Origin of the sequence: Brevibacterium sp. S22, from assembly GCF_004745485.1 — a bacterium.
GTDB lineage: Bacteria > Actinomycetota > Actinomycetes > Actinomycetales > Brevibacteriaceae > Brevibacterium.
Genome location: NZ_RHFG01000048.1, coordinates 1 through 19,227, shown reverse-complemented (window position 1 = coordinate 19,227; position 19,227 = coordinate 1). Strand labels below are relative to the sequence as shown.

The 19,227-nt window shown below is 64.8% G+C and carries 15 protein-coding genes and 1 pseudogene; 4 read left to right on the top strand and 12 right to left on the bottom strand.

What is annotated here, in order from left to right; translation table 11 throughout:
- Nucleotides 1-137: 137 nt before the first annotated feature.
- The 3 genes from EB835_RS19885 to EB835_RS19875 form a co-directional block, all read right to left on the bottom strand.
- A complete protein-coding gene (locus EB835_RS19885) occupies nucleotides 138-974 on the bottom strand; it encodes a MetQ/NlpA family ABC transporter substrate-binding protein (RefSeq protein WP_135811151.1) in 837 nt (278 codons plus the stop codon).
- A 70-nt stretch (nucleotides 975-1,044) separates the two neighbouring features.
- Entirely contained in the window at nucleotides 1,045-1,719 is a 675-nt protein-coding gene (locus tag EB835_RS19880) for a methionine ABC transporter permease (RefSeq protein WP_135811150.1), read from the bottom strand.
- Complete coding sequence (locus EB835_RS19875; protein WP_135811149.1) at nucleotides 1,719-2,687, bottom strand: methionine ABC transporter ATP-binding protein; 969 nt, start codon at nucleotides 2,685-2,687, stop codon at nucleotides 1,719-1,721. The genes EB835_RS19880 and EB835_RS19875 overlap by 1 nt, the downstream gene beginning before the upstream one ends.
- A 418-nt stretch (nucleotides 2,688-3,105) precedes the next feature.
- On the opposite strand from EB835_RS19875, the gene EB835_RS19870 reads away from it, so the two are divergent.
- From EB835_RS19870 to EB835_RS19860, 3 genes are read left to right on the top strand one after another with little or no spacing between them, the layout of a single operon-like run.
- Nucleotides 3,106-4,143, top strand: coding sequence for a glycosyltransferase (locus EB835_RS19870; protein ID WP_135811148.1), 1,038 nt, complete (start codon nucleotides 3,106-3,108; stop codon nucleotides 4,141-4,143).
- Entirely contained in the window at nucleotides 4,140-5,819 is a 1,680-nt protein-coding gene (locus EB835_RS19865; protein ID WP_135811147.1) for a hypothetical protein, read from the top strand. The genes EB835_RS19870 and EB835_RS19865 overlap by 4 nt, the downstream gene beginning before the upstream one ends.
- Nucleotides 5,820-5,840: 21 nt before the next feature.
- The gene (locus EB835_RS19860; RefSeq protein WP_135811146.1) at nucleotides 5,841-6,353 is read left to right on the top strand and encodes a GtrA family protein; all 513 of its coding nucleotides are present in this window, start codon (nucleotides 5,841-5,843) and stop codon (nucleotides 6,351-6,353) included.
- A 715-nt stretch (nucleotides 6,354-7,068) separates the two neighbouring features.
- Here the strand turns inward: EB835_RS19860 and EB835_RS19855 are convergent.
- Together EB835_RS19855 and EB835_RS19850 are read right to left on the bottom strand one after the other, a co-directional pair.
- Complete coding sequence (locus EB835_RS19855) at nucleotides 7,069-7,851, bottom strand: ABC transporter permease (RefSeq protein WP_135811145.1); 783 nt, start codon at nucleotides 7,849-7,851, stop codon at nucleotides 7,069-7,071.
- Nucleotides 7,848-8,816, bottom strand: coding sequence for an ATP-binding cassette domain-containing protein (locus EB835_RS19850; RefSeq protein WP_135811144.1), 969 nt, complete (start codon nucleotides 8,814-8,816; stop codon nucleotides 7,848-7,850). Before EB835_RS19850 ends, EB835_RS19855 begins: the two co-directional genes overlap by 4 nt.
- Before the next feature lie 77 nt (nucleotides 8,817-8,893).
- On the opposite strand from EB835_RS19850, the gene EB835_RS19845 reads away from it, so the two are divergent.
- On the top strand, nucleotides 8,894-9,694 hold the full coding sequence (locus tag EB835_RS19845; protein ID WP_135811143.1) for a TetR/AcrR family transcriptional regulator: 801 nt from the start codon (nucleotides 8,894-8,896) through the stop codon (nucleotides 9,692-9,694).
- 236 nt (nucleotides 9,695-9,930) lie between these two features.
- On the opposite strand, the gene EB835_RS19840 is transcribed toward EB835_RS19845, so the two are convergent.
- The 7 genes and pseudogenes from EB835_RS19840 to EB835_RS19810 form a co-directional block, all read right to left on the bottom strand.
- Nucleotides 9,931-11,304 (bottom strand): DUF6716 putative glycosyltransferase, encoded by a 1,374-nt coding sequence (locus EB835_RS19840; protein ID WP_240688882.1) that lies wholly within the window; start codon nucleotides 11,302-11,304, stop codon nucleotides 9,931-9,933.
- Nucleotides 11,291-12,292, bottom strand: a complete 1,002-nt coding sequence (locus EB835_RS19835) for a hypothetical protein (protein WP_135811142.1) — start codon at nucleotides 12,290-12,292, stop codon at nucleotides 11,291-11,293. Before EB835_RS19835 ends, EB835_RS19840 begins: the two co-directional genes overlap by 14 nt.
- Nucleotides 12,289-13,758: a polysialyltransferase family glycosyltransferase gene (locus EB835_RS19830; protein ID WP_135811141.1), complete on the bottom strand. Its 1,470-nt coding sequence runs from the start codon at nucleotides 13,756-13,758 to the stop codon at nucleotides 12,289-12,291. The genes EB835_RS19835 and EB835_RS19830 overlap by 4 nt, the downstream gene beginning before the upstream one ends.
- Entirely contained in the window at nucleotides 13,755-14,750 is a 996-nt protein-coding gene (locus EB835_RS19825; protein ID WP_135811140.1) for a glycosyltransferase family 2 protein, read from the bottom strand. The genes EB835_RS19830 and EB835_RS19825 overlap by 4 nt, the downstream gene beginning before the upstream one ends.
- A 103-nt stretch (nucleotides 14,751-14,853) precedes the next feature.
- Entirely contained in the window at nucleotides 14,854-15,741 is an 888-nt protein-coding gene (locus EB835_RS19820) for an N-acetylneuraminate synthase family protein (protein WP_135811139.1), read from the bottom strand.
- Entirely contained in the window at nucleotides 15,738-17,372 is a 1,635-nt protein-coding gene (locus EB835_RS19815) for an acylneuraminate cytidylyltransferase (protein WP_135811138.1), read from the bottom strand. The genes EB835_RS19820 and EB835_RS19815 overlap by 4 nt, the downstream gene beginning before the upstream one ends.
- Before the next feature lie 482 nt (nucleotides 17,373-17,854).
- Nucleotides 17,855-19,227 (bottom strand): annotated as a pseudogene (locus EB835_RS19810) (hypothetical protein); the annotation flags it as partial.

Below are 19,227 nucleotides of genomic sequence, written 5' to 3'. Positions count from 1 at the left end.
CTTGCCCCGATGGAGTATCGGACCAAGACCGCCAAGGATGGTGAGCATGTCTATCAACTATGCTGACCCAAGCAGTCCAACTTTCCGGGACCAGTCCACGCCAGGTTGCAGAGCCGCCGTCAGGTAGCAAATTGGGGTCAGAAGCTGGGGAGGACGGAGCCGTCGGCCCACTTGTCCTCGATGAACTTCTTCACCTCGGGGGAGTGGAGCAGCTCGTCGAGCTTCTTGATGTTCTCGTCGTCCTTGTTCTCCGTGCGCACGGCGAGGAAGTTGCCGTACGGGTTGTCCTCGGCCTCTTCCAGCAGGATGCCGTCCTCGGCCGGGTTCAGTCCGGCCTCGAGGGCGTTGTTGCCGTTGATGACAGAGGCGTCGACATCTTCGAGGGTGCGTGCCAGCTGCGCGGCGTCGGCCTCGACGAACTTCACGTTCTTCGGATTGTCCTCGACGTCGGAGAGCTTCGCGTCGACCGCGTCCACGCCGTCCTTGAGGGTGATGAGCTTCGCGTCCTCGAGCATCTTCAGCGCCCGACCCTGGTTCGACGGGTCATTGTTGATGCCGATCTTCGCGTTCTTCGGGATGTCGTCGACATCCTTGATGTCGTTCGAGAACAGCGCGAAGGGCTCGAGGTTGATCGGATCGAAGGCGGTGATCTCGTAACCCTGGCCCTCGACCTCGGAATCGAGGTAGGGCTTGTGCTGGAAGTAGTTCGCGTCGATGTCGCCGTCGTTGAGTGCCTTGTTCGGCAGGGTGTAGTCCGTGTACTCGGTGACCTCGATGTCGAGGCCGGCATCCTCGGCGAGGTTCTCCTGGACGAAGTTGAGGACGTCACCCTGCGGGACCGGGGTCGCACCCACGGTGAGCTTCGTGACGTCGCCGTCCTTCTCGCCGACGGAATCCGTGCCGCCGCCGACGAGTCCGCAGCCCGACAGCAGCAGAGTCGCGCTGGCCGCGATTGCAATGAGCTTGGTCTTCATGGTTCTCCTTGATGTGTTGTGTGGTGAAGGATGCGGGTGCGGCAGGTGATCGCCACCCCGCCGAGGCGGCTCAGCGGTGGTCGACCGCGCGAGCCAGTCGGTCGCCGATGAACTGAATGATCGTGACGATGAGGACGAGGACGATGATGCAGGCGATCATCGTGTCCGCCTGGTAGCGCTGATAGCCGTAGGAGATCGCGAGCGCACCCAGACCGCCGCCGCCCACGGCACCTGCCATGGCCGTATAGGACACCAAGGTCACCGAGGTGACGGTGGCGGCGCCGATGAGACCGGGCAGAGCCTCGGGAACGTAGACCTGACGGATGACCTGGCCGTTCGAGGCGCCCATCATCAGTGCGGCTTCGATCTTGCCTTCGGTGACTTCGCGCAGGGAGTTCTCGACCAGGCGGGCGTAGAAGGGGATCGCGCCGATCGTCAATGAGACCACGGTCGCCTGCCACCCCAGCGCCGATCCGACGACGAATCGGGCGAAGGGGATGAGGGCGATGATGAGGATGATGAAGGGGATCGAGCGCGTGATGTCGACGATGAAGGACAGCACACGATAGACGAACTGGTTCGAGTTCAGTCCGCCCTTCGAGGCCGTGAACAGCCAGATGCCCAAGGGCAGTCCGAAGAGCACAGCCAGTCCGGTCGACCAGGCCGTCATGAGAAGAGTCTCGATGGTCGCCGGCCACATCTGATCGGTGATCGCGGGGTTGTCGAACCATGTGGGATCGTTCATCAGGCAGCCTCATCCGCGTAGATTCCATCGGCTTTCAGGGCGGTGATCAGGCCCTTCGCCTGCTCGGCCGAGTCCACGGAGAAGCGCAGGCGACCGACCTGGCGGCCCTCGATCGTGTCCACGGCTCCGGCGAGGATCGCCTCGGCGCTCGCACCGGCCTTCTGTGCGGCGGTGAGCACAGTGGGCAGATCGGTGCCGGCCAGGGACACCTCGACGAGGCGGCTCTCACCGTCATCGATGCTCACCGGAGGCAGGGGGACGAGGTCTTTGGCCAAGACTGATCCGGGTTCGGCGATCACCTCGGCGAGTTTGCCGGTCTTGGCCACGCGGCCGTCGGCGAGCAGCGTCACGGAGTCGCAGATCTCGCGGACGACGGACATCTCGTGGGTGATGATGAGGACGGTGATGCCCAAACGGTCGCGCAGGGAGCGGATGAGACCGAGGATCTGATCCGTCGTCGTCGAATCCAGCGCTGAGGTGGGCTCATCGCACAGCAGCACCTTCGGCTCTGCGGCCAGCGCCCGGGCGATGCCCACGCGCTGCTTCTGACCGCCCGAGAGCTGAGCGGGATAGTTGTCGACGCGGTCGCCGAGGCCGACGAATTCGAGGAGCTCACGGGCCTTGGCCAGGCGCTCGGCCTTCGGCACTCCGGCGATCTTGAGCGGGTGGGCGACGTTCTTCAGCGCCGTGCTCGAGTCGAGGAGGTTGACGTGCTGGAAGACCATGCCGATGCTGCGGCGGGCCTCGCGCAGGCCGGAACCGGACTGGTTCGTGAGGTCGACGCCGTCGATGGATACGGTTCCCGAGGTGGGGGAGTCGAGTCCGGTCAGGCAGCGGATGAGCGTGGACTTGCCAGCGCCCGAGCGGCCGACGATGCCATGGATCTCTCCGGCAGGGACCGTGAGGTCGATCTCCTCCAGTGCGACGGTGTCTCCGAACACCTTCCGCAGTGCGCGCAGTTCGATCACAGGCGCCTCCTCGTGTGGTTGGTCAGCGCCGCGCACGATGGTGGACGGCGGATCAGGGGATGGGTCGGCCTACGGTCCAGTAAGGCCGACGATTCAGGATGCCAAGGAACTCCACGTTGCTCACAGGCGAATGTCATAAATCGACGCAATACCGGATGATCGTGAGCAAGAACTCACCGATTCCCTCACCCAGGAACCCCGCGCAGCAGGTGACTCGAGCCCCGCACGCACGCCGATCACTCACCCGGTGGCTCCCCTTAAGAGGTGGCGGTGAGATGAACACGACGGGAAGCGCCCGCCAACGCGGACGACAGTTCTCCTTGTCGTAACCCTGCGGCCACCTCGGCGGCGTACTCCTGAGTGATCAGCTGCGAGAACGCAATGATCAGTTTCGAGAACACACCACGATGGGATGCGCATGTACGAAGAACGAACGAGGATCGCGGCGATCGTTCCCTGCCACAACGAAGAGATCACCGTTGCCAAGGTCGTCGGCGACCTCAAGGCCGCTGTTCCGGGAATCACCGTCTACGTCTACGACAACTGCTCACACGATCGCACCTCGCAGCGCGCCGCCGAGGCGGGAGCCATCGTGCGCAAGGAGAACGTTCCCGGCAAGGGCAACGTCGTCCGCCGGGCCTTCGCCGACATCGACGCCGAAATCTACGCGATGATCGACGGCGACGACACCTACGAGGCGGCCCACCTGCCCGAAATGATCGACACGCTCATCTCCGGGCCCTATGATCATGTGCTCGGGGTGCGCCAGGACAATCAGGAGACCACGTCATATCGCCCAGGCCACGAAGCCGGGAACAAGATGTTCAACCGGCTGACCGGGTGGCTCTTCGGCTCCGAGGTCTCCGACATGCTCTCGGGCTATCGGGTGTTCTCCCGCCGCTTCGTCAAATCGTTCCCCGCGATCAGCCGTCGGTTCGAGATCGAAACCGAGCTGACCGTGCACACGATGTCCCTGCGCCTTCCCACCACCGAGGTGGCCGTGGACTTCCGTGACCGACCCGACGGAAGCGAGTCGAAGCTCTCAACGGTCAAAGACGGGTTCCGCATCCTCGGGCTCATCTCCGCCCTCGTCCGGCACGAACGACCGCGCCTGTTCTACGGCACGCTCACAGCCGTGTTCGCCGCACTGTCCCTGGTGTTCGGTCTGCCCGTGGTCTGGGAGTACTGGCAGACCGGGCTCGTGCCTCGATTCCCGACCGCGATCCTCGCTACCGCGCTGATGGGGCTGGCGTTCCTGCTCGGCAGCGTCGGTCTGACCTTGGACGGCCTGCGTCGAGCCAGGAGAGAGACCTCGCGGCTGGCCTATCTCGGCCTCCCGGCGGTCACTGCCTGTCCTGCTGCCGCGCTCGCCGGACCGCCGCAGTCTTCGGAGCCCGTGGCATCTCCGGCGCGGTCGACGTCATCGAGACCGGTGAGGGCGCCATCGGCATCATGAGGCACGGAACCCTGCGCGGAGGGCTGAGGTCTCCGCTGGCATGGGATGGTCTTCTCGGCCTGCTCGTCCTGATCTGGTCATTCATCTTCATCCGCCTGTTCTCGCCCGGACGCATCAACGTCGACATCGGCTACCAGTGGGAGCAGGCGCTCGGGAAGACGCCTGTGAGCGATTGGCATCCGCCGGTGATGAGCGCGGTATGGAAGGTGCTCATCGACCTCACCGGCGACCCGGGCAGTCTCCTGGCCCTGCAGGTGCTGATGCTGGCCGTGGCCGCGTGGCTGACCGGAGTGCTCATCCATCGCCGAGGCGGCCCCCGCTGGGTCTCCCTGCTCGGGCCCGCGGTCATGGCCGCTCCGTGGGTGCTCTCGCAGATGACGACGCTGTGGAAGGACTCGCAGATGGCGGTGGCCATGCTGCTGGCCGTGGTCCTCATCGCCGTCATCCGGTTCAGTGGGCGCAGCCCGGGTGATGGATCGGTGTGTGGGCGCCTCCGGAGCGGTGGGTCCCTGAACGAGGGGCGGTCATCGCGTCTGCGGTCGCTGGCGCTGTGGGTCAACGTGCTGTGGATTCCGGCGGTGATGCTGCTCGTCTATGCCGTGTCGCTGCGGAAGAACGCCGTGTTCGCTCTCGTTCCAATCGCCGTCTACGCCGCTGTCTGCCTGCTCGATGTCCGGCCGATGAAGTGGCGCCGGTGGCCTCGGTCGAAGTCGCGCACTGCGCTCGCCGTGGCGGGGCTGTCGGTGCTCATCCTCGGCATCGTCGGTGCCGGCTCCGTGGCGACCGATGCGGCGATCGCATCGCGCGCCGAGGTCAAGCACACCGGACAGATCTCTCAGATCTTCCTCGATGATGTGATGTTCTCCGTTCCCGAGGCTTCGCTGCAGGCCGCCGATGCTCCGGATGAACTCAAGGACCACATCAGCACTGCCCGGGACAAGTGCTTGGCGAAGGGAGAGATCTGGGACGCCTATTGGAACTGCTACGGACGCGGCCCCAGCGGCCGGGCTTTCAGTCCGCTGGCTCATCAGGACGAGCTCAAAGACCTGTGGCTGAACGAAGTGATCACCCACCCCGTCCGATACGTCGAATACCGAGCCGCCGTGTATTCGATGTACTTCTTCTCATCGAAGCTCGAATACTGGGAGCTCCGCTGGGATGCAGAGTCCGAGAAGATCGGCTACCCGCTCGGCAGCACGAAAGCTGACTATATCTTCGAACCCTACGTCAACGACTTCGCCCTGGAGACCTTCCCGATGCTGTTCAAACCGTGGTTCTGGACGCTCATCGCCGTCGTCCTGCTCGCGGCGGTCGTCCACATGCGCCGGAAGGATGCCCGTGTCTCGGTGACATCTCGGAAGGTCTCGCAGCCTCTGAAGCACCAGGCTGCGCCGAGTCGGCCCTCTCCCCACTTCGGGCCCGAGATCACGGTGCTGACCACCTCGGCGCTGTGCTATATCGCCGGATATTTCCCGATCGTGCCGGCCAACCATTTCCGGTACACCTTCTGGCCGGCGGTGGCTGTGACCGTCGCCTGCGTGCTCGCGCTGTCGATGTGGAGGCGCCGCGGCGTGGCGCACGACGATGATCCTGCAGCGTACGACCCCTCTGACCGCTCTGGTCGAGGGGACGCGGCCACACCACCGAGCCCGGCATCCAGCGAGTCCGAATCCTAGGGCCATAGACTGGGCACAGTTATGAAAGAGTCATTCTCGGACCGTTTCCGGCGCCTGGCGGTGGAAGCCTTCAAGTTCCTCACCGTCGGCGGGCTCGGCTATATCGTCGACGTCGGACTGTCGAACCTGCTGGCTTACGGGCTCGGTCCGATCCCCGCCCTCCTCGAGGGCAGCCCGATCAAGTCGAAGATCATCTCGACGATCCTGTCGATGGTCGTCGTGTGGATCGGCAACAGACTCTGGACCTACGGCGACCGGACCACGCAGTCGAACATGCGCGGCGTCGTCCTGTTCATCGCGGTCAACCTCGTCGGCATGGTCATTTCGGTCATCCCGCTGGGTGTGACGTGGTACCTGCTCGATATGCGCGACCAGCTCACCTACAACATCTCGACCAATATCATCGGCATCGGGCTGGCGATGGTCTTCCGCTTCTACGCCTACCGCACATGGGTTTTCAAGGACCAGGCCCCCGACGCCGAGGTGGTCGTGCCCATGGAGGAGTCGAGCCGAGTCCCCGACGAGCGCAGCTGAGCACTACAGACCTCTTGCCCATCCACTCTCGTCCTTCACGCTGCTGCTCGCGCCTCATATTTCGCCGCTTGGCTGGTTCCCAGGTGCCAAATCGCCGGTTGGCTGGTTCCCAGGCGCCAAATCGCCGCATGAGTGGTTCCCACGCGCCGAATCGCCGCTTGAGCGGTCGAAATGGTCACGTCCGCCCGCGGATTCTGTGACCATTTCGACCTCCCAAGAAGTCCGGCGTGCCAGAGTCTCTGCACAATCGTGATCGCAAAGGAGCATTGACGCCCAAGAAGTATGGCGTGCCAGAGTCTCTGCGGAATCGTGGTCGCAAACGGACCTTCACGCCCAAGAAGTACGGCGTGTCAGAGTCTCTGCGGAATCGTGGCCGCAGAGGAGCATTGACGCCCAAGCAGTCAGTGGTCGCAATCGGATAGTTTTCGGCGAAGAAAGTATCTGGTGCTGACCTATTCTCAGAGGTCTTGGGTGCCGGCGGTGGAGTTCAGCGGCTGCGACGCAGCTCGCGGTAGGCGCTGATGACAGGGGCCGAAACCACGGTGGAGCCCCGAGGCAATGGTGAAGCGCCGAGACCACGGTGCACGCCCAGGTGTCTCGGCGCTCTACCGTGGTCTCGACGCTCGACGCTCGACGCTCGACGCTCGACGCTCGACGCTCGACGCTCGACGCTCGACGCTCGGTGCTTGGTGCGGGTTGCCGGAGGCGGCGGTCGCTACCTCCTCAGGCGGCGATAGGCCCTGGCCGACAGGGGCACGAAGACTGCTGTAATGGCCAAGGGCCAGGCGACGGCGGCAAGCAGACTGTAGTCATTCAGCCACCCGTCGGTGACCCCAGTGGGATTGCCGAAGAGCTCGCGGACTGCGGTCGCCGTGGCCGAGATGGGATTCCACGACGCCACCGCGCCCAACCAGTTCGGCATGAACTCGGGAGCCGCAAATACGTTGGACAGGAAGCCGATCGGCCACACCAGCACCTGCACGAGAACTGTCGCTCCTTCGTGCTTGCCGATCGTGAGCCCGAGGCAGATCCCGATCCACAGGACGGCGAATCGCAGCCACAGGAGAAGGGCCACCGCGAGCAGTCCGGCCAGTGGGGAGTTCGTCGCCCTCCACCCCAGGAGCAATCCGCCGATGAGGAGGATGATGATCTCGACGGTGGAGCTGATCATATCGGCACCTGCCCGGCCGAGTGAGACAGAGGCATCGCTGATCGGCATCGACCTGAACCGGTCGGTGATTCCCTTCTTGGCATCGTTGGCCATCGTGGTCATGGTCGTCTCCACACCGAACATCATCGCCAGGGTCATCATGCCCGGCAGCAGGAAATGGATGTAGTCGCCGCCTCCCGGCAGTTCGATCGAGCCGCCGAAGATGAAAGCGAAGACCAGCAGCAGCATGATGGTGAAGAGCAGATTGAAGATCGGTGTCCATGGCTGGCGACCCCAATGTGCGAGGTCCCTTCTGCTGAGGATCAGGCCCTCTCGAATGATGCTCATGCGTCCTCCGTCTCGGTCAGGGCGAGGAATACCTCATCCAGTGTGGGTCGGCGCAGAGCGATGTCGTCTGCGACGATTCCGGCGGCGTCGAGTCGTCGGACGACGGCGCTGAGGTCCCCGGCACCGCCGGCCGCAGGGCAGGTCACGACGCCTGTGCCTTCGTTCAGATCGATCTCCGGACCACCTGTGGAGACCAGGGCCGTTTGGATCGCACGGGCCTCAGCCGTGGTCGCCGCACTGACCTCGATCCGGTCCCCGCCGCGCTGCCGTTTGAGTTCGGTGGGAGTGCCTTCGGCGATGATGCGCCCGGACTTCATGATCGAAATGCGGTCGGCCAGAGCATCGGCCTCCTCGAGGTACTGTGTGGTCAGCAGCACCGTCGTTCCCCGCTCGGCGATCGCGGTCACCGAGTTCCAGACGTCGATGCGACCGCGCGGGTCGAGCCCGGTCGTCGGTTCGTCGAGGAAGAGGACCTCTGGATCGAGGATCATTCCCACCGCGATGTCGAGTCGCCTGCGCATCCCGCCGGAGTAAGTACTCACTGGGCGCTGGCCAGCCTCGACGAGGGAGAAGCCTGCGAGCAGTTCGTCGGCTCGGCTCGCTGCGTCGCGACGGGACAAGCCGAAGAGCCGTGCGAACATGACGAGATTCTGACGACCGCCGAGGATCTCATCGAGTGCAGCGGACTGACCGACGAGACCGATCTTCCGCCGCACATGGCCCGGATGAGTGCTGACATCGAGTCCGGCGACCTCCGCCGTGCCCGCTTCAAGGCTGATGAGAGTGCTCAGCGCACTCACCAGCGTTGATTTCCCGGCCCCATTGGGTCCGAGGAGTCCGTGGATCGTGCCGGCCGGGATCTCGATCTTCAGCTCGTCGAGAGCCCTGACCGTGTCGTAGTTCTTGACCAGGCCGGTCGCCCGCACTGCTGGGCGACCGCGGTCCTTCTCCACTGGTTCACGCATCTGCAAACCTAACTATGTACAGTGTACGAAATAAGATGGACTGAAACAGTGTACACCGCACGGAGTAGACTGCAAGCATGAATTCCGAAGTAGACTCTTCCCATTTCGATCCGGAAGGCATTGACGTCGTTCTGCGCCTACTGTGGCGCGATCATCTGGACACCGAGGTGGGCACGCGCGGACCGCGACGCAAGCTCAGCGTCGACCAGATCATTGACGCGGCGATCGAATTCGCCGATGCCGGAGGGATCGAGGCGCTGTCCATGCGCAAGGTGGCCGAGGCAGTCGGTGTTTCGGTCATGTCGCTCTACGGCTATGTGCCTCACAGGTCCGGGCTGATCGGACTGATGGTCGACAAAGTCATCGGCCTCAGTCCGATGCCGGAGCATTCGGGCTCTGTGGCAGACCGGGTGCGCTGCATCTCCGACGTTCTGTGGGACGAGTACCATCGTCATCCCTGGCTGGTCGCTGCCCAGTCGCATCGGCCGTGGATCGGTCCTCACACGTCGGCGCGCTACGAATGGGAACTCGACGCGTTTGAAGGTTTCGGGCTTGACGACATCGCCATGGACCACACCGTCGCGCTCATCGAATCGCACGCTGCGGCCAGCGCTGCCAACAGCATCAACGCCCAGAGACTCGAACACAGTTCCGGAGTCAGTGACCTGGACTGGTGGAATGCCAATGCCCCGCTTCTCGAGCAGGTGATGCCAGAAGGGTCATTCCCGATATCAGGCCGTGTCGGGTCAGCGGTGGGAGAGAAGTACCAGGCGGTGACCAATCAGCAAGCCGTCTACGAATACGGGATCGACACCATCATTCTCGGGGTTCGGGCGCGGCTGAAGAAGGCGGAATTCGGCTCCGCCGACTGCTGCTGATTGGCACTCCGCGTCGAAACCACGGTAGAGCACCGAGACACCTGTGTGTGCACCGTGGTCTCGGTGCTCCATCGTGGTCTCGACGCTCGACGCTCGACGCTCGACGCTCGATGCTCGATGCTCGATGCTCGATGCTCGATGCTCGATGCTCGATGCTCGATGCTCGATGCTCGATGCTCGATGCTCGATGCTCGACACCCGACGCTCGGCGCCCGGTGCGAAAACTGACACTTGGTTCAGCGCAGGTTGCGCAGCTTGCGGTAGGCAGTGATGACGGGGGCCGGAGTGACGGTGCGCAGCTCGGCACGGAGCAGCATCCGCTTCTGCTTGAGCAGCGCGGCCCGACGGTTCGGCAGCTGACTGGTCTGAGCGCGGGTGGCGAGCAATCCGAGGTCTCGGCGCAGCTGACCGTCGACGGGATGGAAGTAGTTCGCAGCCAGCCACTCCGGGTCCGGGAACCCGATTGCTCCGGAAGCCACGTCGCTCAGGCTTCCGGTGGCACCGGAGTCTTCGAAGACCTCGTTGAGCAGCTCGGCGTTGAAACCGAAGTCAGAGATGAGCAGGGTCGGCACACCTCGGTCGATGGACTCGAGTGCCGCCGTCGACGACACAGTGACCAGGGCCGATCCCGAACCCAAGAAGTCGCTGAGGGGACCGTATCCCAACTCGATGCGTGCCGCACCGGGGACGTTCCGGGCACGGAGGTCCTCGAGGATCTCGACGTAGGAGTGCTGCTCGTGATGAGTCTCGAACTCGCCGGGACGTGAGCGCATCTTGATGACCGCCGTCGACTCCGGATGCTGGTCGGCGAACGCGGCCAGGGCCGCAATGACCGCCTCACGGTCGGCTCGCTCTGCCGGGACCTTCGCCTGCGGGGCGAACACGAGAGTGCGCGGGGTCGCCAGACTGCGCGGTGCGGTGAGACTGTCTGAGTGTGGGGCACCAGCCGACGAGGTTGCAGGACTGGGCGACGGAGGGGCCGCCTCGGAGGTGGTCGAATCGGTTTGCCCGCGCCGCGGAATCCCCACCGAACGCAGCATCGGCAGCCGCGCCAACAACACCTCGCAGGGTACCTGCGAGCGTGCGCTCGCCTCGGTGTAGGCGGCCACCTCGGCGGAGGAATGGGCGATGAACGCATCCATCAGCCGACGATAATTCATGCCCTTGCCGCTGGCCGGCAGGCCCATTCCGGGCAGGCCCGAGACCAACGCGGGCCGGTGGGTGCGGGTGTGCGCTGTGAGGAAGACCTGGGCGACGATCGGCCCGGTGGCGGCGCCGAGGACGATGTCGGGGGAGTGGTCGGTGATGACCTGCGCGAGGTCGGAACGTGAGATGACGGGGACCTCGCGGTGCTGCCAATCGGTGCCCGCGACGGCGCTGGCGATCTGCTCGTCGGTCGGCAGGATCGGATTGTCGATGAGGAACACGCGCCCCTCGACGTCCGGCAGGCTGGACAGCAGCTGGGTCGCCCACTTGAGGTAGGACTCGCTGTCGGAGACCGAGAGGATGCGGATGGGAGCAAGCCCGACCGATCGCCGAGGCGGGGCCTCAGAGTACGACGGCAGCATCGGCCCGCTGTAGTGGGGATCACCTGGTTCAGGAATCGTCATCTGCCTTGACCGACTGGGCGTTGAGGGACTTTCGCAGACTATCGGGTGAGGCGCCGGTCCACCACTTCGCGGGGATCTCGGTGACATCGATGGTCACGTCAGGATTGAGCACGGCCAGGGACACCGCCGCGGTCGACGGCAGGCTGCGGATCGTCGATTGCGGCGGCAGGTTGATCAGCCGCAGCTCGATCGGCAGGCCGAGGTTCTTGATCCGCACCCGCTCGTCACGGCCGAGGTCGGTGAGGAACTCCTCGGTCTCACGCCGGTGCGGGTAGTAGGTGATGGATCCGTGAGTGTCGATGATGTCGTCGACCCAGGCCCGGTATGCGAAGGCGTCGATGAGTCCGTCGGCGGCCAGGGACGAACCGATGACCGGATTGTCCCGCGGGTGGCTGCCGCCGGTGGGCAGGGTCTGCAGGTGCTCGAACCGGTGGCGGGTGATCTCGCCGCCGGATTTGAGGAACGCTTTGCGCAGCGGCTTCGCCACCGGCAGAGCAGTGTGCCAGCGCAGCTTGCCCACCGTCGCCAGGCTCCTCAGTCGGTCGGCGACGTGCGCGGCCATGACCGTGCGCGAGGCCTTGAGCTTCTGCCGGGGACGGACGAGGGGACCGCGCTTGGCTGTGAGGATCTCGATCGCCGAATACGTGGCCAGGCCGTCGTCGAGGATGACGACCTCGGGCATGCGACGCTCCAGATACGCCAACGCCAAGGCTCTGTGCACCTGACCGGAGCAGGCATCGCCGAGGTAGATCCGGTCGAAGGCCGTCTTGCGCAGCAGTCCCGGCTTTGCTCCGTCACGGTCGAGCCGGACGTTCTTCGGCAGCCAGGCCGGGTCGAAGGCGTCAAGGAAGGACGTCATGCCTTTGGCGCTCGCCCGGGCCCGGATGAGCAGATCCTCAGACGGTTCATGGGATTCGAGCGCGGAGAGGAACTGCAGGGGGGATTCGACGAAAGCGACGGCGCTGCGGCGCGTCTTCTTCGGTGTCACCGGTGTTGGATCCGTTTCATGATGCGTTGCTGTTTTCTCGCAACCGCTTTGATCACGAGCGTTCCCGAGCGTCTGATCATCCGCTTCGGAGCAAACGCCTTCGACGTGCTGCCAGGCAGAGCCAGGGCAGTGAGGCGGCGGCGTTTGAAATACCGGCTGAACCGGTCGGCGAAAGCACTGCTGTCGTCGCCGTCGTCGCTGTCGTCGAAGACCTCGGTGAGGAAGTCTGTCGCCCTGTCGCGCAGATCGTGCGACAGCGTCGGTGCCATGCAGTAGGTGACCGCCGTGAGGAGTCGTTCCAACTGCGGGTGTGCGCTGGCCTCATCCGGGGTGCTGCCGTCACAGATCGCGGAGATGATCGTCAACGGGATGCGGTTGCTGTTCTGATAGGGCGAGATGGCTTCGAGCAGCAGGTCCGTGCCCACGGCCAGAGCCGGCATCCGATAGATCTGGCGCGCGGTCATCAGCGCGGTCGAGAACCCGCCGACGATGAGGTCGGGAGACAGCCGGTCGATGATGACCTCGGCCATGACGGGCAGGTCGAACACCTGCAGAGTGATCCCGAGCCGCTGCGCCGCCTCGTACAGCGGTCCGGTCTGCGACGGCGGAGCGGCCGGATGCGGTTTGAACACCACGACTTCCATGCCTCGTGCAGCAGCGGCCTCGATCATGTCGATGTGCAGCTGCGTCTCCTCCTCGGAGGTGATGAGACCGAGAGCCGACAGATACTGACCGACGACCAGCGCCCACGGACGGGTCCCCGACGGCGCGGCACCCAGAACATCGCCGAGCTCTGCCTCAAGAGTCTGCGCCGAATGCTCACCGAGCTCGCGCACCACAGCGGTGAACGACTCGACCCCCAACGGGCGGTGGACGATATCGAATTCGCGCAGCAGCCTCGGCGAGATTCCGGGCACCAGCGGCAGATAGTGCAGCACGGACATGCGCTGCCCGTTCGTCAGCGGAATCTGATTGCGGGTCGGACCGAAGCTCATCAGCCCGTCCGCATGCACTCTGATCGTCGCTCGCGAGAACACCCGACCCAAGGCGATAGCGGGGTTGACCTGGGGTGATTCGATCACGAGCTCGATCTCGTCGGCTTCATCCAAGCCCCACCGGCCACGCAGGTACGTTTCCACGATCGGCAGATCCGCATGATCGGGACGCCATGACGACGGATGCACGTGCAGAGGTGCGAGCGCTTCGTTGAGATCGACGACCCGATCGAATCGCTCCACCAACGAGGCGGCTCCCGGGGCATCGACGAATGACTCCGAGAGCTCCATGACGACGGCATTGTTGCTGACCAGGAGGATCCGCTCGGTCGGTGCCGGAGCGTCCTCGGCCGCGAGCCCTTCGGTTCCCAGCAGCGCCGGAGCCGCCGGTCGGTCGTAGTCACCGCCATCGATCCCCGCCGTCAAGCAGACGAGTTCGAACAGAGTCGAGGCGAGAAAGATCTGTTTCACTTCACCATCTCCAGAACTAACGAAGGTGCGTCGTTGAGGTAGCTGCTGACATTGAGCTGCCGTCCCTGCTTCTGCAGAATGAATTCCTCGCGCAGGTACTCCGGCGGAATCTTCGCCGAGATCGTTCGCGCACCTCGCCGCAGCTGGTGCCGCAGCGGTGCCGGCGACGCTGCGAAGCGATTGATCTGATGATCGAGGATGGCCAGCCAGTTCCGGATCGCCTTCGGCCACAGTCGGTCGGCGTCGGGTTCGGCGGCAACCAGATCGAAGATCTGCCCGAATGCCCGAATGAAGTCCAACTGCCGGGCGTCGACGATGCGCGACAGCGAACCCGCCAGCCCCCTCCGGTAGAGGATTCCCGGAGCATCGACGACAGCGAAGGACTCGGCCTGCAGATGCAGCCGCCAGATCCACGACCGGTCCTCGGCGGTCATGAAGTTCTCCGGGAAATGCAGGATCCCCTGATCGAGGACCCGCCGGTGAAAGATCCCGGCCCACGCGAACGGATAGTCGACCATCGTCGATTCGTAGACGGGCAGGATCCCCACCTTGGGATCCAACGGCACATCACGCACCGACATCGGCGCGAGTTTGCGCACCCGCTTCGTCCCCTCGACGGTCGTATGGTCACAGCGGATGAAATCGACGCCGAGGCTGTGCGCCGCCGCAAGCATCGAGGACAGGTGCCCCGGAGCCAGCCAATCATCCCCGTCGAGGAAGACGATGTGGTCGCCTCGGGCCGAGGCGAGCCCCTTGTTGCGGGCGTTGGCCAGCCCCGTCGCCTCGGGGTTGGTGAGCACCTCGAAATGAGGGAACCAGGTGCTGAACTCCTCCAGCAGCTCCGGCGTCTCATCACGCGATCCGTCGTTGACGAAGATCAGCTGAGTGCGGTCCCACACGGGGCCCTGCTGTCGCAGCGATCGGAACAGAGTGCTCAGGTAGGGGGCACCATCTTTGGCGGGAACGATGATGCTCAGGTCGAAATCGGTCACGGTGAGTCTCCGAAGATTGCGGTCATGGGCAACGTCATTGGGGCGGACACGGAAGAGCCACCTCGGCGCAGGAAATCCTCGCCGAGGTGGCTTCGCCGATTGCTCAGACCGTGACCTTGCGCAGGGAATCGATCTTCGATTCCTCGCCCGGCATGACCCGCTTGATTCCGTCGCCGAATGCGGTTTCGAGGACGCGGACTCCCTTGACGAGGGAGGCGAATTCGCGCGGTTCCATCGATGCGGACTGGTCGGATCCCCACATGGACGAATCCAGCGTGATGTGACGTTCGATGGTCACGGCCCCCAGCGCGGCAGCGGCGAAGGAGATCTCGAGGCCGAGTTCGTGACCGGAGTAGCCGACGGGGACTCCGTAGCGTTCGCGCATGGCCGGGATCGCCTTGAGGTTGACCTCTTCGGGCGGCAGCGGGTAGGTCGAGGTGGCGTGCATGAGCACGAGCTTGTCTCGGTCGAAGACCTCGACGGCCCGGTCCAGGGTCTGCCAATCGGACATGCCCGAGGAGCACAGGACGGGCTTGCCGGTGGCGGCGATCGCGCGCAGCAGTTCGAAGTCCGTCAGCGAGGCCGAGGCGACCTTATAGGTCAGCGCGTCGAATTCGTTCTCGAGGAAGTCGACGGAGTCGGTGTCCCATGGGGATGCGAACCACTGGAGTCCGACTTCCTTGGCGTAGCGGTCGATCTCGGCGTATTCGTCGATGCCGAACTCGACGCGGTGCTTGTAGTCGATGTAGGTCATCTCGCCCCACGGGGTCGAGCGCAGCTTCGACTTCTGGTGTTCGGGGACGGCCACCTCGGGGTTGCGCTTCTGGAATTTCACGGCCTGCGCACCGGCGGTGACGGCGACATCCATGAGCTGCTTGGCGATGTCGACGTCGCCGTTGTGGTTGATGCCGATCTCACCGATCATGTACAGGGGCTGGTTCGGGCCGACGAGGTGCTCTCCGATGGCCACGGGGGCGAGTTGATCAGTCATGAAACCTGCTTTCGGTTGGCACGCGAAATCTCCGCGCGGTGGGTGAACTGCGGCTGCTGCCGCGGGACGGACGGTTGCTGGTCAGGGAAGACGGACGCGTGGTCGGACATGGCCGCCGAGCGGTGTCCGACCAGGTGTTCTGGCTGGTGGCCGGCGGCCGAGGTCGATGGGTGACCGGTGGACGACCACAGCGAGGTCAGGGTCGAAATCGGGAACGGTTCGGCCGCCTCGGCGGGGATGGGAATGAGGTCGCAGACCTCACGGACCGCACCCCGTCCACCCGGTCGATCGAGGATGACTCGGGCGGCGGCGAGGACGCGCGGGTGGGCGTCGGCGACGGCGACGGGCCAGCCGACGACGTCGAAGGCCTCGAGATCGTTGATGTCGTTGCCGACGTAGGCCACGCGAGCAGGGTCGAGGTCGTTGGCGGTGATCCACGCGTCGAGGATGCTGGCCTTGTTGTCGATGCCCTGGGCGACATCGACGCCCAGCTTCTCTGCGCGGCGGGTGACGACCGGGTTGCGTTCCTTCGACAGGATCATCATGGGCACGCCGGACTTCACGAGGCGGGAGACGCCCATGCCGTCGCCGCGATGAACGCGGACCTGTTCGTTGCCGTCCTCGTCGACGTAGGCGCCGTCGTCGGTGTGGACGCCGTCGAAGTCGGTGACCAGCGCGTCGACGTCGATGACCTGGGCGGTCTCCTGAGTCGAGGCGATGGCGCGGACGAGGGAGAGATCGGACATGTCGTCGATCTCGCGGGCATGCTCGGGCGGGACCTCCTCGATGCCGATGCGGCCGAAGAAGCGGTGCTCGTGTTCGAGCAGCCCGGAAGTGCGCATGACGTAGAAGGCACCGGTTTCATTGAAGTGCTTGGCGCGGTCCTGGCGGCGCGGACGGAAGCTCGCTTCATGTCCGACGGCCACGGCCTGGGTGTCGTCGTCGAGGCGCCACAGGAACGAGTGGTCTTCGACGGCGGAGAAGACGACATCGGCATCGTCATCGCGGACCGTGCGGACCGCGTTCTCGATGGAGGCGGAGTCGATGAAGGGGGAGGTGCACTGCATGAACACTGTGATGTCGAACTCCTCGTCGAGGGTCGACAGGGTGTGGATGAGTGCGGATTCGCTGGTGGCGGTGTCGCCGGCGATTTCGGCGGGACGGTGGGCCACCTCGGCGCCGGCGCGCAGGGCTTCGGCTGCGATTCCGTCGTGGTCGGTCGAGACGATCACACGGTCGATGCTCGGGCTGGCCTGAGCGGCGTTGATGGCGCGGGCCAGCAGCGAGATTCCGGCGACCTTCTGCAGGTTCTTCAGCGGAATGCCCTTGGATCCTCCGCGCGCCGGGATGATCGCGACAGTGCGGTGGGAGTCGGGGGCGCCGGTCGGTGCGGGGGTTGGGGCCGTGTTGGCTGTGCTGCCGGTTGGTGAAGTGGCGGTCGGGGTGGTTTCGGTCGGTGCTGTGGTGGTCGGTGCGGTTCCGGTTGGTGCTGTGGTGGTCTGGGTGGTCGTCGCCGCAGTGGTCGGTGCCACGGTGGGGGTGGTTCTTTCTGCCGCCTGATCTGCTTGGTCTGCGGCCACGGCGGTGCACGCATCCGGCGTCTGCGCGGTTGCGTTGGGTTCGTAGGTCATCGATTGGTCATTCACAATGATTCGACGCTATCGACGCGGTGTTACCTCAAGGTGAACACACCATGTCTCCGAGGCGACCCCTCGATGGCGAACCCGTGACGGACCGTCTGAAGCGTCGACGAAGGCGGAGGTGCGCAACATTTCTGCAGGTGGCAGCGGCAGGCGGCGGCTGTAGGTGGCGGGGGTGGTGGCTGCGGCAGCTTTGGGCGGAGAGCGGAGCGGCCCGGGCAGCGGTCGCCGCACAAAGGGTGCAGAGGAAACCACTCGGCGTCCGTTCCATCATGATGCGAACAGATGTGAGGAACGCGAAGTGGCGAGCGGTGCACTAAAAGTGGGAGGCAGCGTACGAAAAGTGGGAGCGCGAGCACGCAAGATGAACCTGGGCGGACGAAGTGCGGCCTGAGCGGACCGAAGAGGCACGGCGCCCAATGGTCAGGTCGACAGCGATCAGACGGTCAGCGCCAGCACCCGCGATCAGGCGGTCAGCGCCAGGTGATGTTCCACATGCGGTTGTTCCAGGCGGAGAACGGGATGACCTCGCCGGTATAGATCGGCCAGAAGTAGGCGAACGCCATGACTGCCGCGACGAGGACTATGCCGACGCTCATGCGGCGTGCAAACAGGGCGATGGAGATGCGAGTGAAGAGCCGCTTGGAAGTTGTGCGGATCCCGGACGTGCCAACGGGCTGCGCTCCGGACACTCGTCGCTGCTGGGTCGCCGGTTGGCTCCGGGTGTCGGCCTCGCCGGGCGGAATGGCTTCGTCAGCTCCACCGGCCCGGCCCGCCAGACCCGCCGTAGCGACCCCACCAGTCGCACTGGCCCCGAGCCTCCCACGGACTTGACCGACCCGACTGACCCCACCGGACCCATCGGGCGCCCGGCCCCAGACCAGTGTCAAGCAGTACGTCACCGCCAGCACCACGAAGGGCACCATGACGATGGTGTAGAAGGTGAAGATCGTGCGCTCCTGGTAGGCGAACCACGGCAGCCAGGTCGCGCCGAGCCCGGCGAGGATGACTGCCGGTCGGACGTCTCGGCGGATGATCCACACGATGAGGCAGACGAGCACCGCCAGAGGTGCCAAGCCCCAGATCACAGGGTTGCCCACCGAGGTGATCGCCGAGGAACACTTCTCGACCATGCACCCCATATCGCCCTGGTCGTAGGACTCGTAGTAGAACGACGTCGGACGCCACTGCACGATCCACCCCCACGGATTCGACATGTACGGGTGCTCCGAGTCGAGCCCGACATGGAACGAATACGCCGTGTAGTGGTAGTGCGCCAACGACGGCAGCCAGTCCAACCAATCCGGCAGAGCACGCCACCAGCCGAAATTCTCCGCGGCCCACTGTCGATCCCAAGCATTGTCCGACCGGATCCACCCCGCCCAGCACGCCACATAGGTCACGAGGGCGATCGGAACGAGCTTGAGGAACGAAGGAATGCTGTCGCGGATGAACATGCCCAGCCACGGATGCACGACCCCGGCCCGATACCGCGAATGCACATCCCACAGGACGAGCAGAATCCCGAACGCCGCCAGCGCGTACAGACCCGACCACTTCACTCCCGTGGCCAGCCCGAGACTGATTCCTGCCGCAAAGACCCAAGGACGTCCGCCGAGGCGGGGCCCGAAGTTGAGCGCATCCCTGGACGTGGTCCGACGCCGACGTCGGGCTCCCGCGGTGGGTGGGGCCGCCTCGGCGACGGTGGAGGTGGAGGACACCGACTCGCTCAGCGCCGACGGGAAGGTTCGGGGGACCTCGGCGGGGTCGGCTGGGGAAGTTGGGACCGCCTCGGCGGGGTCGGCTGGGGAAGTTAGGGCCACCTCGGCGGGGGGCGACGTGGGGG

What these genes read in the sequence shown, in the direction of transcription:
- EB835_RS19870 (WP_135811148.1), top strand. Translation starts at nt 3,106, where the DNA reads ATGTACGAAGAACGAACGAGGATCGCGGCGATCGTTCCCTGCCACAAC.
- EB835_RS19845 (WP_135811143.1), top strand. Translation starts at nt 8,894, where the DNA reads ATGAATTCCGAAGTAGACTCTTCCCATTTCGATCCGGAAGGCATTGAC.
- EB835_RS19855 (WP_135811145.1), bottom strand. Translation starts at nt 7,851, where the DNA reads ATGAGCATCATTCGAGAGGGCCTGATCCTCAGCAGAAGGGACCTCGCA.
- EB835_RS19820 (WP_135811139.1), bottom strand. Translation starts at nt 15,741, where the DNA reads ATGACTGATCAACTCGCCCCCGTGGCCATCGGAGAGCACCTCGTCGGC.
- EB835_RS19850 (WP_135811144.1), bottom strand. Translation starts at nt 8,816, where the DNA reads ATGCGTGAACCAGTGGAGAAGGACCGCGGTCGCCCAGCAGTGCGGGCG.
- EB835_RS19840 (WP_240688882.1), bottom strand. Translation starts at nt 11,304, where the DNA reads ATGACGATTCCTGAACCAGGTGATCCCCACTACAGCGGGCCGATGCTG.
- EB835_RS19865 (WP_135811147.1), top strand. Translation starts at nt 4,140, where the DNA reads ATGAGGCACGGAACCCTGCGCGGAGGGCTGAGGTCTCCGCTGGCATGG.
- EB835_RS19815 (WP_135811138.1), bottom strand. Translation starts at nt 17,372, where the DNA reads ATGACCTACGAACCCAACGCAACCGCGCAGACGCCGGATGCGTGCACC.
- EB835_RS19885 (WP_135811151.1), bottom strand. Translation starts at nt 974, where the DNA reads ATGAAGACCAAGCTCATTGCAATCGCGGCCAGCGCGACTCTGCTGCTG.
- EB835_RS19880 (WP_135811150.1), bottom strand. Translation starts at nt 1,719, where the DNA reads ATGAACGATCCCACATGGTTCGACAACCCCGCGATCACCGATCAGATG.
- EB835_RS19860 (WP_135811146.1), top strand. Translation starts at nt 5,841, where the DNA reads ATGAAAGAGTCATTCTCGGACCGTTTCCGGCGCCTGGCGGTGGAAGCC.